This window comes from Streptomyces sp. NPDC107538, assembly GCF_055657445.1.
The window spans coordinates 649,982-663,826 of sequence record NZ_JBVKAY010000005.1 but is presented as its reverse complement, the minus strand read 5'-3'; the positions used below and the strand labels follow the sequence as shown (position 1 = coordinate 663,826).

14 protein-coding genes are annotated in these 13,845 nt (G+C 70.6%); 11 read left to right on the top strand and 3 right to left on the bottom strand.

What is annotated here, in order from left to right; genetic code table 11:
- Positions 1 to 91: 91 nt before the first annotated feature.
- From ACZ7MG_RS21415 to ygfZ, 3 genes are read left to right on the top strand one after another with little or no spacing between them, the layout of a single operon-like run.
- Entirely contained in the window at positions 92 to 667 is a 576-nt protein-coding gene (locus ACZ7MG_RS21415) for a heme-binding beta-barrel domain-containing protein (protein ID WP_471395604.1), read from the top strand.
- Between the two features lie 16 nt (positions 668 to 683).
- Entirely contained in the window at positions 684 to 1,130 is a 447-nt protein-coding gene (locus tag ACZ7MG_RS21410) for a Fur family transcriptional regulator (protein WP_471395603.1), read from the top strand.
- A gap of 9 nt (positions 1,131 to 1,139) precedes the next feature.
- Positions 1,140 to 2,105, top strand: coding sequence for a CAF17-like 4Fe-4S cluster assembly/insertion protein YgfZ (gene ygfZ / locus ACZ7MG_RS21405; protein ID WP_471395602.1), 966 nt, complete (start codon positions 1,140 to 1,142; stop codon positions 2,103 to 2,105).
- A 20-nt stretch (positions 2,106 to 2,125) separates the two neighbouring features.
- On the opposite strand, the gene dtd is transcribed toward ygfZ, so the two are convergent.
- Entirely contained in the window at positions 2,126 to 2,551 is a 426-nt protein-coding gene (gene dtd / locus ACZ7MG_RS21400) for a D-aminoacyl-tRNA deacylase (protein WP_471395663.1), read from the bottom strand.
- Between the two features lie 225 nt (positions 2,552 to 2,776).
- Here dtd and ACZ7MG_RS21395 point away from each other — a divergent pair, with 225 nt between their 5' ends.
- The 3 genes from ACZ7MG_RS21395 to ACZ7MG_RS21385 all read left to right on the top strand — a co-directional run bounded on the left by ACZ7MG_RS21395 (position 2,777) and on the right by ACZ7MG_RS21385 (position 6,150).
- A complete protein-coding gene (locus ACZ7MG_RS21395; protein WP_471395601.1) occupies positions 2,777 to 3,397 on the top strand; it encodes an RsiG family protein in 621 nt (206 codons plus the stop codon).
- Between the two features lie 264 nt (positions 3,398 to 3,661).
- The gene (locus ACZ7MG_RS21390) at positions 3,662 to 4,936 is read left to right on the top strand and encodes a GNAT family N-acetyltransferase (protein WP_471395600.1); all 1,275 of its coding nucleotides are present in this window, start codon (positions 3,662 to 3,664) and stop codon (positions 4,934 to 4,936) included.
- 359 nt (positions 4,937 to 5,295) lie between these two features.
- Positions 5,296 to 6,150, top strand: a complete 855-nt coding sequence (locus ACZ7MG_RS21385) for a winged helix-turn-helix domain-containing protein (RefSeq protein WP_471946150.1) — start codon at positions 5,296 to 5,298, stop codon at positions 6,148 to 6,150.
- Between the two features lie 18 nt (positions 6,151 to 6,168).
- Here the strand turns inward: ACZ7MG_RS21385 and ACZ7MG_RS21380 are convergent, their stop codons facing one another.
- Positions 6,169 to 6,360: a hypothetical protein gene (locus ACZ7MG_RS21380; protein WP_471395598.1), complete on the bottom strand. Its 192-nt coding sequence runs from the start codon at positions 6,358 to 6,360 to the stop codon at positions 6,169 to 6,171.
- Between the two features lie 170 nt (positions 6,361 to 6,530).
- Between ACZ7MG_RS21380 and ACZ7MG_RS21375 the strand changes: the two genes are divergently transcribed.
- The 5 genes from ACZ7MG_RS21375 to ACZ7MG_RS21355 all read left to right on the top strand — a co-directional run bounded on the left by ACZ7MG_RS21375 (position 6,531) and on the right by ACZ7MG_RS21355 (position 12,664).
- Positions 6,531 to 7,394 (top strand): GntR family transcriptional regulator, encoded by an 864-nt coding sequence (locus ACZ7MG_RS21375; RefSeq protein WP_471395597.1) that lies wholly within the window; start codon positions 6,531 to 6,533, stop codon positions 7,392 to 7,394.
- A 113-nt stretch (positions 7,395 to 7,507) separates the two neighbouring features.
- Positions 7,508 to 8,248: an HAD family hydrolase gene (locus tag ACZ7MG_RS21370; RefSeq protein WP_471395596.1), complete on the top strand. Its 741-nt coding sequence runs from the start codon at positions 7,508 to 7,510 to the stop codon at positions 8,246 to 8,248.
- 339 nt (positions 8,249 to 8,587) lie between these two features.
- The gene (locus tag ACZ7MG_RS21365; RefSeq protein WP_471395595.1) at positions 8,588 to 9,667 is read left to right on the top strand and encodes a phosphotransferase; all 1,080 of its coding nucleotides are present in this window, start codon (positions 8,588 to 8,590) and stop codon (positions 9,665 to 9,667) included.
- Between the two features lie 23 nt (positions 9,668 to 9,690).
- Positions 9,691 to 10,326, top strand: a complete 636-nt coding sequence (locus tag ACZ7MG_RS21360; protein WP_471395594.1) for a TetR family transcriptional regulator — start codon at positions 9,691 to 9,693, stop codon at positions 10,324 to 10,326.
- 88 nt (positions 10,327 to 10,414) lie between these two features.
- A complete protein-coding gene (locus tag ACZ7MG_RS21355; protein ID WP_471395593.1) occupies positions 10,415 to 12,664 on the top strand; it encodes a HelD family protein in 2,250 nt (749 codons plus the stop codon).
- 222 nt (positions 12,665 to 12,886) lie between these two features.
- On the opposite strand, the gene ACZ7MG_RS21350 is transcribed toward ACZ7MG_RS21355, so the two are convergent.
- Entirely contained in the window at positions 12,887 to 13,783 is an 897-nt protein-coding gene (locus tag ACZ7MG_RS21350) for a nitroreductase/quinone reductase family protein (RefSeq protein WP_471395592.1), read from the bottom strand.
- Between the last annotated feature and the right edge of the window lie 62 nt (positions 13,784 to 13,845).

Below are 13,845 nucleotides of genomic sequence, written 5' to 3'. Positions count from 1 at the left end.
TCCTGGTCGCCGTCGGCGTGCTCGCCTTCGCCGGGCTGACCGTGAAGAAGCTGTACCAGGGCCAGCGCTGACCCACTGCTAGGAAGAACCGATGATCGAGATCCCGTCCGACCTGCACAAGGACCTCGTCCCCCTCGCCTTTCTGCTCGGCGACTGGGCCGGCGCGGGCGTCCATGACTTCCCCGGTGCCGAGAAGTGCAACTTCGGCCAGGAGGTCACCTTCACCCACGACGGCCGGGACTTCCTGGAGTACCACTCCCACACCTGGGTGCTGGACAAGGACGGCAACAAGGTCCGCCCGCTGGAGACCGAGTCCGGGTTCTGGCGGATCGACGCCGACCGCAAGGTCGAGATCGTCATGACCCGTGACGACGGCGTCGTCGAGGTCTGGTACGGCGAGCTGGCCAAGCAGAAGCCGCAGATCGACCTGGTCACGGACGCGGTCGCCCGCACGGCGGCCTCCGGCCCCTACAGCGGCGGCAAGCGCCTCTACGGCTACGTCCACAGCGACCTGATGTGGGTCGGCGAGAAGTCCACCCCCGACGTCGAGCTGCGCCCCTACATGTCCGCCCACCTCAAGAAGGTCGTCACCCCCGAGGACGTCGAACGCTGGGCCAAGGCCCTCCCGGACGACATGCCGGACGACGGCATCGCGTTCTTCAAGTAGTCCTAGACTCTGAGGTGTGGTGAGCACCGACTGGAAGAGCGATCTCAGGCAGCGTGGCTATCGGCTGACGCCGCAGCGGCAGCTTGTGCTCGAAGCCGTGGACACCCTTGAGCACGCGACCCCTGACGACATCCTCGTGGAAGTGCGGAAGACGGCGTCGGGGGTCAATATCTCGACGGTCTACCGGACCCTGGAGCTGCTGGAGGAGCTGGGGCTGGTCAGCCACGCGCACCTCGGGCACGGGGCGCCGACGTACCACCTGGCCGACCGGCACCATCACATCCACCTCGTCTGCCGGGACTGCACGAACGTGATCGAGGCGGATGTGTCGGTGGCGGCGGACTTCACGGCCAAGCTGCGCGAGACCTTCGGCTTCGACACCGACATGAAGCACTTCGCGATCTTCGGCCGCTGCGAGGACTGCTCCCGCAAGATCTCCAAGAGTTCAACTACCGAGTCGTAGGCTTAGCGTATGAAGAGCCCTCTGCTGTCCCTGCCCGGTGCCGTCCCCGCGGAGGGGGTGGACGAAGGGGTCGCCGCGCACTACGGCGACCTGTTCCGTGAACAGCGCGCCCTCGCCGACGGCACGGGCTTCGTCGACCTCTCCCACCGGGGCGTCATCGCCGTCTCCGGCGAGGACCGGCTCAGCTGGCTGCATCTGCTGCTCACCCAGCACGTCAGCGAACTCCCCACCGGCGAGGCCACCGAGGCGCTGATCCTCTCCGCCAACGGCCACATCGAGCACGCGCTGTACCTCGTCGACGACGGCACGACCGTCTGGGCCCATGTCGAGCCCGACACCCAGGAGGCGCTGCTGGCGTACCTGGAGTCGATGAAGTTCTTCTACCGGGTCGAAGTGGCCGACCGTACGGCCGAGTTCGCGGTCGTGTATCTGCCCGCCGGTTCGATCGCCGAGGTCCCCGAGGGCGTCGTCGTCCGCGAGACGCCGTACGGCCGTGATCTGTTCCTGCCGCGTACGGATCTGGAGGCGTACGCCGAGAAGGCGGGCCCCGCCGCCGGTCTCCTCGCGTACGAGGCGCTGCGCGTCGAGCACCACCGCCCCCGGCTCGGGTTCGAGACCGACCACCGCACCATCCCGCACGAGCTGGGCTGGATCGGCACGGCGGTGCATCTGCAGAAGGGCTGCTACCGGGGGCAGGAGACCGTCGCCCGCGTGCAGAACCTGGGCAAGCCGCCGCGCCGCCTGGTCTTCCTCCACCTCGACGGCAGCGAGGTCCACCTGCCGCCGCGCGGCGCGGAGATCCGCCTCGCCGAGGACGGGCCGGACGGGCGCAAGCTCGGGTTCATCACCACGTCCGTACGCCACCACGAGCTGGGACCGGTGGCATTGGCCCTGGTCAAGCGGAACATTCCGGTCGACGCGCGGCTGATGGCCGACACGACGGCGGCGGCGCAGGAGGTCGTGGTCGAGCCGTAGGGCCCGCGCCCTCAGCCGGGCTACATCTCCAGCAGCACGGTGAACGGGCCGTCGTTCGTCAGGGAGACGCGCATGGACGCGCCGAAGCGTCCCGTGGCCACCGTCGCACCCAGCGCGCGCAGCTGGGCGACGACCTCCTCCACCAGCGGCTCGGCGACATCGCCGGGGGCCGCCGCGTTCCAGGTCGGGCGGCGGCCCTTGCGGGCGTCGCCGTACAGCGTGAACTGGCTGATCACCAGCAGCGGCGCGTTGATGTCACCGCACGACTTCTCGTCGTGCAGCATCCGCACGGACCACAGCTTGCGCGCCAGTTGCGCCGCCTTCTCCTTGGTGTCGTCGTGCGTCACCCCCACCAGGACGCACAACCCCTCGCCCTCGATCGCCCCGACCGTCTCACCGTCCACGACGACGCTCGCACCGTCGACCCTCTGCACCACCGCACGCATGCCGACCATCATGCCGCCGACGTCCATCGGCCGTACCCGAGGGGGTCCCTCGTACGGGGGGTTTGTGATCACAGGGGTTTGAAGAGTGCTTTGCCCGGTCTTTCTCATTGATCCATTACCGCCCATCTGGACCATCTGGGGTGGATCGCGGGGACTCGGTCACCAAGGGGCTACCGGGAGTGGCACCATGCTCACACACACCGGTCGAGGGGACGGTTGAGGCGCATGAGCACATCGAGTTCCGGGCAGCCCCCGGGGACCACGACGTTTGACCCTGCGACCCCGGGGCCCGGCCCCGGCGTCCGCCGGCCACCGGTCCAGCGCACGGACAGCGGACCACTGCCGCCGCCGGACCAGGCCGAGCACGATCTGTCCCGGCTGCGGCTGCCCGAACTGCGCACCCTGCGCCGGGACGCCCAGCGGGACGAGGCCGACCTCAGTTATCTGCGGCGGCTGCTCCAGGGCCGTATCGACATCCTGCGCGCCGAACTGGCCCGCCGGGGCGGAACCCAGGGCGAGCCCTCGGCGCTCGTCGACCGGCTCTCGGCGATCCTCACGGACGCACCGGCCCGGCACCGCTCCTCGGCCCGGCACGTCACCGTGGGCACGCCGCACGGGGAGGAGCACCGCAGACTCGCCGCCGAGATGCTGGACGAGGTCGAGCTGTCCGACCTCGAAGCCCGCACCGACGACGAACTCACCGCCGGGCTCGCCCGTCTCGTCCACCACGAGCAGCAGATCTCCGGCCGCCGCCAGCGCCTCCAGCGCACCGCCGACGACTGCAGCGCGGAGATCGCCCGCCGCTACCGGGAGGGCGAGGCGCAGGTGGACGATTTGTTGACGTGAGGGTGCGCTGTCGGGTGCGGGCCCGGTGGGGCTTCTCGCGCAGTTCCCCGCGCCCCTAAAGACAAAAGCACGGGGCGCAGCCCCTGCTTTTGAGGGGCGCGGGGAACTGCGCGACCAGCCCCCACCGAACCCGCACGCACCCACCCCCGCGCGGAGCGCGAAAAGGGGGTCGAAGGGGCGCAGCCCCTGGGGATGGGACGGGTAGGGGCGGCGGGGGCGAGAAAACCCCGAGACATGCCGAGGGCACCCCCCTAGCGTGACCCCATGAGCCCCTCCCAAGACACCGCCGTACGCCCCGTCACCGAGGACGAGATCCCGGCCTGGCTCACCGCCCTGAACACCGGCTTCCTACGAGCCCCGGAAACCCTGACCCCCCAGGAGCTCAAGGACCGCTCGTCCCACATAGACCCACCCCGCACCCTCGCCGCGTTCGACCCCACCACCCCCACGAACCCCGTCGTCGCGACCTTCCGCTCGTTCCCCCAGGAACTGACGACCGTCGGCGGCCGAACCGTCCCCGCCGACGCCATCTCGAACGTCACGGTCAGCCCCACCCACCGCCGCCGAGGCCTCCTCACCCGGATGATGGCCGCCGACCTCACCGCCGCGAAGGACCGCGGCGACGTCGTCGCCACCCTGATCGCCGCCGAGTACCCCATCTACGGCCGCTACGGCTTCGGCCCCGCCACCTGGACCACCGAGTGGACCGTGGACGTCCCCCGCACCGGCCTGGACCCCCGCTGGTCCGGCCCGGCGGACGGCGGCCGGGTCGACCTCGTCGACGGCGCGGCCGTACGCGCCCTCGGCCCCGCCCTGCACGAGCGCCTGCGCGCCGCGCAACCCGGCGCGGTGAGCCGCGACGAGCGCTGGTGGCGGATCAACACCGGCGAGTTGCGCGTCTTCGGCTCCTGGACCGAGCCGTTCTACGCGGTCTACCGCTCGGCGGCCGGCGAGGTCGAGGGCATGGTCTCCTACGAGGCGGACGACGCCTGGCAGATGAAGCAGCCGCAGAACACGGCCGAGGTCAACTGGCTGATCGCGACCACCCCGGCCGCCGAGCGCGCCCTGTGGCACTACCTCTGCTCGATCGACTGGATCACCAAGGTCAAGTCGGGCTGGCGGGCCCCCGACGACCTCCTCCCGCACTTCTTCCCCGACCCGCGCGCCGTGAGCGTCACCACCCACGCGGACTGGCTGTGGGTGCGAATCCTGGACGTCGTACGGGCGCTGGAGGCCCGTACGTACGCGGGGACGGGGACGCTGGTGCTGGAGGTCGTGGACCGGGACGGCTTCGCGAACGGGCGCTATCGGCTGGACGCGAGCCCGGACGGGGCGAGTTGTGTGCCGACGAGCGCGACGAGCGCGGACGGGGATCTCGTGCTGGAGGCCGCCGACCTGGCGGCGCTGTGGCTGGGCGACGAGTCGGCCGTACGGCTCGCCGCGCTCGGCCGGGTGCGGGAACAGCGGAAGGGCGCCGCCTCCATGGCCGACGCCCTGCTGCGGACGTCCAGGCGCCCTTGGTGCCCGGACCTCTTCTGACCTTTCTGGGTGGGTGCGGGGTGCTGTCCTTCTTCTGCTTCCGTAGCTGTTCAGTTGTGGCTGCGCATTCAGTTATGGCTGAACCATTCAGTTGTGACGGTGCGGACCGGTCGAACTCCCGGCTCCCCTCCGGAAGGGAGGTCGATCGGTCGGTCTGTGGTTGGTCTGAAGTTTGACCATGTTGTAAAAGTTGGTGACCAACTCCACCTTACTTATCTCCGCTTGGAGTCGTCTCATAACCACCTTCCCATGAACTGCCCAAAGATGGCGAGAAGTTGTAGGGTTTGTGCGTGGAGCGGGAACGCACGGCCGCCGACGGGCGGAAGTCGTCACAGCGGCCCCAGAGGTCACATCACGAGGTGGCCGACGTGTTGCGCGGCCGGATCAGGTCCGGCGAGCTGCGACCGGGACAGCGCATGCCCACCCAGGCGAAGCTGGCCGACGAGTTCGGCGTGGAGCGCGGGGCCGTACGCCAGGCCTTGCGCATCCTGCAGTCGGAGCACCTGCTCACCAACGTTTCCAAGGGCAGCCCGGCCACCGTCGCCGCACGTGTGGGAGCGGCGGCCGGCGGCGGTCCCGGAGCGGCGCCGCGGCCCACGATGGTGGAGCTTGCCCCGCGCATATCCGCCGCCTTCGCGGCCCCGCATGTGAAGATCGACGCCCTCTGCCTGACCTCCGTGTCCCTCACGCTCGCCGTGGGTGAGCCGTTGCGCGAGATTCACGCGGGGCGCATAAAACCGGCCAGGGTCGACGTCCGGGTGATGCTGCCCAGCCGTGACATCCCGCTGGCCTTCCCGGCCCCGGTCGACCTCCTGGACGACGCCTCGGCCGACGGCCGGGTGCAGCGCCGCTGGCTCGCCCAGCGCAACGCGCAGGGGCAGGTGCTCAAGCACAACCTGCTGGCGCTGCGGTCCACGCACGGCGTGGACGTCCATGTCTCCTTCCGGGCGCTGCCCTTCACCCCGCCCGTGAAGCTGTATCTGCTCAACGGCCGGGAGGCGCTGTTCGCGTACTACACGGTCCAGCGGAGGGAGGCCGAGGTGGACAGTGAGCAGCTGGAGATGTACGACGCCGAGGGCACCCAGTCCACGCTGTTCGCGTTCGAACGCGGCCCGGTCGCCGCGCCGCGGGACACGACGTTCGTGGAGCAGTCGGGGCTGTGGTTCAACGCGCTGTGGGAGACGATCAGTTCGGATCTGCTGCTGACCAGCTGAAGCTCGGGCCGTCGGCCGTCACATCGCCGGGCCGGCGAACATCAATGTGAGGATGACCGCGCCGATCGAGCTGCAGGCGTGGTTGTTCGCCTTCAGCCCGACGGTGAGGAACAGCAGGCCGACGATTCCCATGGTGCCGTAGCGCCACTCGACGAATCGCTGGAGGGCGAGGACGGCGAGGGCGGAGGCGAGTGCGAGGGCAGCGGGCATGGTGGTACCTCCTCCGAGGGGCGAGAGAACTTTCGCCAACTTGACCAAGTTGGCAACCAACTTCGTTTAAATGGTTCCCTCTTGGTCTATGTTCATAACCACCTTTCCGTGAACTCCCCAAAGATGGGTGAGAGTTGTAGCGTTTGGTCGTGACTCAGGAGAACGTTGCAGTGAACGGCAGCAGAAAGCTCTCGGCCCAGGAGATCGCCGCGACCCTGCGGGACCGCATCCGCGGTGGCGACCTCCGGCCCGGCGAGCGCCTGCCCACCCAGGCCGAGCTGGCGGAGGAGTTCGGCGTGGAGCGCGGCACGGTCCGGCAGGCGCTGCGCGCGCTGCAGGAGGACGGGCTGCTGAGCAACGTGAGCAAGGGGAGTCCGCCCCGGGTCGCCGAGGCCGGGCACACCGCGGGCCATGAGCCGCAGCCGACGATGGTGGGCCTCGGCCCCCGCCTCGCCGAGGCCTTCTCCGCGCCGCACGTCCGCGTCGACGCGGCCTGCCTCACCGCCGAGACCCTGATGCTGGCCCTCGGCGAACCGGTCCGCCGTATCCATGAGAAAACGATCCGCCCGAAGTCGATCGACGTCCGTATCCTGCTGCCCTCCCGGAAGATCAACCTGGCGTTCCCGGTCCCGGTGGAGGCGCGCGGCGGGGACGACGAGGAGGACCCGGTCCACAAGCGCTGGCTCGACCAGCGCAACGCCCAGATCCGCGTCCTGCGGCACAACCTGCTGGCCCTGCGCACCTCCCACCAGCTCGACGTCCGGGTGACCTTCCGCGCCCTGCCCTTCACCCCGCCCGTCAAGCTCTACCTCCTCAACGGCCAGGAGGCGCTGATCGCGTACTACATGCTCATGAAGCGCGAGGAGCAGATGGAGAACGGCCCGCTGGAGATGTACGACGCCTTCGGCACCCAGTCCCTCCTCTTCTCCTTCGAGAAGCAGACCGGCCCGCGCGACGCCGCCTTTGTGGATCAGTCCCAGCAATGGTTCAACGCCCTCTGGGAAACCATCACGACGGACCTGACACTCTCCTAGTGACTTCTGATACGGCGCGGAACAGAGCGCAGAACGAGGCGCGGAACGCAGCGCAGAACGAGGCGCGGAACGAGGCGCGGAACATGGCGCGGAACACGGCGCAGACTGAACCGGTGACAGCAGAGACAGAGTCAGAGTCGGAGCACCTTCGGGAACTGCGAGACCTGATCACCCCGGTCCGCTTCGTGCTCTGGGACCTGGACGGGCCGATCTGCCGGCTGTTCTCCGGGCATCCCGCGCACCAAGTGGCCCGCGATCTGGTGGAGTTGATCGACAGACGCGGGCTGGGCGGCCTGCTGACGGAGCGCGAACGGAGTACGGCCGACCCCCAGGTAGTCCTCCTCGGGCTGGGCCGACGCCATCCGAGCAGCGACCTCATCACCGACGTCGAGGAGTGGCTCACCCAGCAGGAGCTGACCGCCGCGCCGAAGGCGTACCCCACCAGCTGGGCCGACCCGCTCATCCGGACCTGGTCGCGCCGGGCCAGGTTCGCCATCACCACCAACAACTCGGCGCTCGCGGCGGCCCGTTACATCGAGACCCGCGGCCTCACCGACTGCTTCCCGTACATCTACGGCCGCACGCGCGACCTCGACCGCATGAAGCCGCACCCGCACACCCTGCGCCAGGCCCTCAACGCCATGGGCGCCGACTCCGCCCGCGCCCTCATGCTCGGCGACGCCCCCACCGACTTCGAGGCGGCCCGCGAGGCCGGCGTCCCCTTCCTGGGCTACGCGCGTAACGAACACAAACTCAAAACCCTCCTCGACGCCGGCGTCCCCCTCCCCCACACGGTCAACTCCCTGAAGCCAGTCCTGGACGTCCTGCGATCCCCACTCCCGGATCAGGCCTGAACCATCAGCAGGACGAAGAACAGGGTGAAGTTCGAGAAATCAGCGCGTGACGATGTCGCCCGCCTCGACGGCGGGGTCGAGCGCGTTCCACTTCCGCCGGGCCATGGCCTCCGCGGCGCGCGGGTGAGTGTGGTGCAAGGGGCCGGTCGTCTCGGGGACGAGACGTCTTCGGGCAGGCGCTCGAATGCGTGTCTGTACGGGCCGGGACGTGTGCGTGTTCAACCGGTGGACCGCCACATACGAATGAATCGCTTCTGGCACGATGCGGCACCACGGAGGAGTAACGTGCCTCCACTTCTTGATTTCACCACCGGTGAGACCACGGCGAGAGAACGATCAATGCCAGCTGATTCGGAGTCCCTGGGGCGGCGCCGCGCCGGTGAGATGAGCGCCGCCCCGGACGAGGTGGAGGGCCCGCTCAGCGGCTACCACCATGAGACGTACGTCTTCCGCCTGCCCGCCGAGGCGAAGGTCGGCGAGGGCGGACGCTGGAAGTGCCGGGAGCCGCGCGAGAGCCTGCTGTGGTTCGACCGGCGCTGCTTCGACTCCGAGGAGCGCCTCCTCACCGAACTGCGCGGGCGTATCGACAACATCCCCGATCTCATCGAGGTCGAGGGCACCGTCCTCCAGCGGTTCATCGAGGGCGACACCCTAGGGACGCTCCACGCCTCCGGCACGGCCGTCCCGGCCACGGAGTTCGAGCAGATCCTCGCCCTGTTCCGGCAACTGGTCGCCGTCAGACCCCGCACTCTCCTGGTCAAACGGAGATGCGATCAGCGCGACCGCGCGCTGGAGGGCGACAGCGCGGGTTTCCTCGACCGGCTGATCTCCTTCACCGAGGAGCGCGTCTACGGCGACAACCTCCCGGAGTACGGAGCCCTGTTCGCGGACCTGGAACTGGACCCCGACTCCTTCAAACAGCTCAGAAAGCATGTGGCCGGCCTGCGGGAGCGCCCCTTCTGCCTCCTCCACGCCGACCTCCACCGCGAGAACCTCATCGTCGACCACGAGCGCCGCCTCTGGGCCATCGACTGGGAACTCGCGATGTTCGGCGATCCGCTCTACGACCTGGCCACCCACCTCTACCTGATGCACTACCCGTCGGATCAGGAACGCCGGATGACGGAGCGTTGGTGCGCGCTCGCCGAGAACGTCCGGCGGGGAAGCTCGCGAGGCTGGCGGGAGGACCTGCCGAAGCTGCTCGACTTCAAGAAGGCCCAGTCGGTCTTCACCGACGTCATCCGCACCTCCCAGTCCCTGCGCCTGGAGCCGGGGGTGGACCGGAACCGGCTCCGCCGCGCGACCCGGGCCGTCCGGGACGTGCTGCGCAGAGGCGCACGGCCCCTGGGCATCGAGAAGCTGCCCAGTGTGTCGGTGATCGAGGCCGCGCTCGCCCGCTGGCTGCGCACGCACGCGTGACGCCGCCGCCTAGGCTCGACGGCATGAGTGAGAGCGGGCTTCGGGAGCGTAAGAAGCGGCGGATGTACGAGACCGTGTCGGGGGTCGCGATCCGGCTGTTTCTGGAGAAGGGGTTCGACGCGGTGTCCGTGGCCGAGGTGGCGGCCGCGGCGGAGATCTCGAAGCCGACGCTCTTCCGGTACTTCCCGGCGAAGGAGGACCTCGTCCTGTACCGGATCGCCGATCACGAGGACGAGACGGCGCGGGTGGTCGCGGGGCGCGCCGAGGGGGAGTCGGTGGTGGGGGCCGTACGGGCGCACTTCCTGGCGGGGCTGGCCCGGCGGGACCCGGTGACCGGGCTGAACGACCATCCGCAGGTGCTCGCGTTCCACCGGCTGCTCTACGGGACGCCGTCGCTGGTCGCGCGGGCGTACGGCCATCTGGAGCGGGCCGAGGCCGCGCTCGCCGAGGTGCTCGGCGGCGGGCTCGACGCGCGGGTCGCCGCCGGGCAGATCGTGGCCGTACGGCGGGTGCTCGCGGAGGAGAACCGGCGGCGGGTGGAACTGGGGGAGCCGCTGGAGGAGGTCGAGCGGGACGCCGTGGCCGCCGCGGAGCGGGTGTTCGGGCGGTTGGAGGGGGCGCTGCCGTTGGGGGCACGGGGGGAGGGGGCCACGGCGTAGGTGGGCCCCCGGATCCGTGAGGCCCGGCAACGCGTGAGGCTCGGTAAATAATTTAACTCGGTCACTATTTTTCGGTACGCTCGGCGGAATGACGCCTCGCGAAACCGCCGCCGACCCCGCCCTCCGGGACGCCTTCGCCCAGGAGCGCGCGTACCACGACACCTGCCGGGACGCCCTCGCCGCCATGGTCGAGGGGGCGGGGGAGCAGGTCGTCGTCGGGGAGGACGTCTCCGCCTCGGGGGCCGACGCCGAGGTGCTCGGGTACCGGCTGCGCAGCCGTGCCAAGGAGATGCGTGAGCTGCCGGAGGGGCCGTTGTTCTTCGGGCGGCTCGACTTCGCCGCGGCGGCCCGGAACGACCACGGCGGGCAGAGCGACCGCGGCGGGCCCAGCGATCACGCCGGGCACGGCGATCACGCCGGGCAGAGCGACCACGCCGGCCAGAGCTATCACCTCGGGCGGCTGCGGATCAGTGAGGATCCGGCCGTGCCGCCCCTGGTCGTGGACTGGCGGGCGCCGGTCTCACGGGCCTTCTACCAGGCCCATTCCCGCGATCCCCGGGGTGTCGCCGTCCGGCGCCGCTTCGGGTGGGCGCCGGGGAGCCGCGGCGACTCGGCCGACCTCACGGGGCTGGAGGACGAGCACCTGGACCGTCGTGACGCCTCGGGCGGCGCGGAGGCGGACACCAACCGAAGGGCCCTTCCCGGCGGTCTTCTCGCCGCCGAGATCGAGCGGCCCCGGCTCGGCCCCATGCGGGACATCGCCGCCACCATCCAGCCGGAGCAGGACGACCTGGTCCGGGCGGACCTCACCACCTCCGTCTGTGTGCAGGGCGCCCCCGGCACCGGCAAGACCGCCGTCGGCCTGCACCGCGCCGCCTACCTCCTCTACACCTACCCCCAGCGCATCCGCCGAGGCGGTCTGCTGATCCTCGGCCCGAACCGCACCTTCCTCTCCTACATCGCCGAGGTCCTGCCCGCGCTGGGTGAGACGGGGGTACGCCAGTCGACGGTCACGGACGAGATCGCCCGGCATCCGGTCACGGGGGAGGACGACGAGCGGGCGGCGGCGGTGAAGCACGACGCCCGGATGGCGGGGGTGCTGCGCCGAGCCCTGTACGCGGGAGTCGCCGGTGGCGCGGGCGGCAGCGGCAGGGGAAGGGGCAGGGGGCCCGGGGAGCGCTTCGAGCCCCTGGTGCTGGCGGAGGGGGCGTACCGGTGGCGGGTGTCCGGGGACGAGCTGCGGCGGATCGTGGCGGACGTACGGGCGGAGGACCTGCCGTACGACGTCGGGCGGGAGCGGGTCCGGGCGCGGGTGGTGGGGCTGGTGCGGGAGCAGGCGGAGCGGCGGGCCGGGCCGCGTCCGAACGCGTGGCTGTACCGGATCTCGCGGTCACGCCCGGTCGGCGCGTACGTCGACGCCGTATGGCCGAAGGTCCGGCCGGAGGAGGTGGTGGCGCGACTGCTCGGGGATCCGGACGCGCTGGCGGGCGCGGCGGAGGGGCTGCTCGACGCGGACGAGCGGCGGGCGGTCGGCTGGGCGAAGCCGCCGCGTACCTGGCGGTCGGCCCGCTGGTCGGCCGCCGACCTCGTCCTGCTCGACGAGGTCGCGGGGCTGCTCGCGCATCCAGACGGTTACGGCCATGTCGTCGTCGACGAGGCCCAGGACCTCTCCCCGATGGAGTGCCGCGCGATCGCCCGCCGGGCGGCCTACGGCTCGGTGACCGTCCTCGGCGACCTCGCCCAGGGGACGACCCCCTGGGCCGCCCGCGACTGGCCCGGCCTCCTCGCCCACCTCGGCAAGCCGGACGCCCATGTCGTCCCCCTCACCACCGGTTTCCGGGTGCCGCAGGCCGTCGTAGGGCTGGCGAACGGGCTGCTGGGGCGCCTGGGGGTGGATGTGCCCGCAGCCCGATCCCTGCGGAGGGACGGGGAGTTGCGGATCAGGAGGGTGGGTGGGCGTGATGGGGACGGGGATGGGGGTACGGGTGGGGGCGTCACGGAAGAGGCGGTCTGCGCGGAGGTGGTCTCCGCCGTGCTGGACGCGCTCGCGCAGGAGGGGTCCATCGGGGTCATCGCGGCAGACGGTCCGGATGTCGTACGGCTGCGGGGTGCCCTCTTTGAGGCCGGGGTCGCGGCGGGTGGTGCGGGTGAACTCGGGGCGCGGGTCACGGTGTTGGGCGCCGGCGCGGCGAAGGGGCTCGAGTACGACCATGTCGTGGTCGTCGAACCGGCGGCGATCGTGGCGGCGGAAGCGCGGGGGCTGCACCGCCTGTACGTCGCGCTCACCCGGGCGGTGTCGCGCCTGGACGTGGTGCATGCGCGAGCACTGCCGTGGTGAGGGCGGCCATCAGGGAGGGTGGGGGAGAGGGGTGTTACTGGACGGCGGCGGAGTCATGACCGTACCGGCACCTCGGTGATCGGGCCCGTGGCTACGGTGAGCGGGCGCCGGTGAGCGGCGGTACGCGAGCCCGATCTCCCTCCCCCCAGGGGGCTCGTACGCCGCTCACCGGTCGGTCGCTCGCGGGGGCCGATGCGCCGGAGCCCACCCCCCTCTCTATGTCTACGGGGCCGCGGGCTCGCTCTCCGGCTCGGCCGACCACTCCTTGGGCCTCGTCGCCGCGTCCAGCAGCGGGATCAACTGCTCCTCCTCGTACGCGAGATGGGCTTCGAGCGCGGTGATGAGCCGCTCCACCTCGGGGAGTACGGCGGTGGGGTCGGCGTGCTCGGCGGTCACCACCCGGCGCAGATCCGCGACGAGGGCGGCGATGCGCTCGTGCTCCTCGTCGAGACGGGCGAGGGTCGGCGCCAGCTCGGGGTGGCGGTCGCCGAGGAAGGGGAACAGGCCCATGTCCTCGCCGGTGTGGTGGTTGTGGAGGCCCTGGCAGAAGGTGAGGCAGTTGACGCGGAGCTGGGCGCCGAGGTCGGCCCTGCCGCCGCTCTCGATCAACTCCTTCTTGATCAGGGCGAGTTCGCGGCGGAAGGCGTCATGGACGACCTTGAGACCCTCGCCCATGGAACCGGCGTTGATGTTCGGCGGACCGGCCACGGGGACTTCACGCAGGGCGACGACGGGGATCGTACGGTCCGTCTTCGCCTGGTACTCGGCCCATCCCGGTTCGCTCTCGACCGCCCGCGCGAACGCCCGGTCCCGCTCCTCGCCGTCCAGGACGACGGCCTCGGCCTCGTAGGTGAACGCCCCGCTCTCCACGGTGACACGGGGGTCGGCGGTGATGTTCCGGTACCAGTCGGGGTTCTTCGGCGAGCCACCGGCCGACGCGATGACCAGGATCGAGCCGTCGCCGTCGGGGAGGTAGCCGAGGGGGGTGGTGTGCCGGTTGCCGGTACGGGCGCCGGTGGTGGTCAGGAGGATCAGTCGGGCGCCCTCGAAATATCCGCCGACCTCGCCGTGGCGGGCGCGGAACTCGTCGATGACCGGCTGGTTGAAAGGGTTGGGCATTCTCTGCTTTCGGGCATGGCGACATGCTTTGTCGCGGAATTCGGGCAGGGGTGAGCGCGGAA

Coding starts and splice junctions, on each gene's coding strand:
- ACZ7MG_RS21415 (WP_471395604.1), top strand. CDS start 92: ATGATCGAGATCCCGTCCGACCTGCACAAGGACCTCGTCCCCCTCGCC.
- ygfZ (WP_471395602.1), top strand. CDS start 1,140: ATGAAGAGCCCTCTGCTGTCCCTGCCCGGTGCCGTCCCCGCGGAGGGG.
- dtd (WP_471395663.1), bottom strand. CDS start 2,551: ATGCGTGCGGTGGTGCAGAGGGTCGACGGTGCGAGCGTCGTCGTGGAC.
- ACZ7MG_RS21395 (WP_471395601.1), top strand. CDS start 2,777: ATGAGCACATCGAGTTCCGGGCAGCCCCCGGGGACCACGACGTTTGAC.
- ACZ7MG_RS21390 (WP_471395600.1), top strand. CDS start 3,662: ATGAGCCCCTCCCAAGACACCGCCGTACGCCCCGTCACCGAGGACGAG.
- ACZ7MG_RS21380 (WP_471395598.1), bottom strand. CDS start 6,360: ATGCCCGCTGCCCTCGCACTCGCCTCCGCCCTCGCCGTCCTCGCCCTC.
- ACZ7MG_RS21365 (WP_471395595.1), top strand. CDS start 8,588: ATGCCAGCTGATTCGGAGTCCCTGGGGCGGCGCCGCGCCGGTGAGATG.
- ACZ7MG_RS21360 (WP_471395594.1), top strand. CDS start 9,691: ATGAGTGAGAGCGGGCTTCGGGAGCGTAAGAAGCGGCGGATGTACGAG.
- ACZ7MG_RS21355 (WP_471395593.1), top strand. CDS start 10,415: ATGACGCCTCGCGAAACCGCCGCCGACCCCGCCCTCCGGGACGCCTTC.
- ACZ7MG_RS21350 (WP_471395592.1), bottom strand. CDS start 13,783: ATGCCCAACCCTTTCAACCAGCCGGTCATCGACGAGTTCCGCGCCCGC.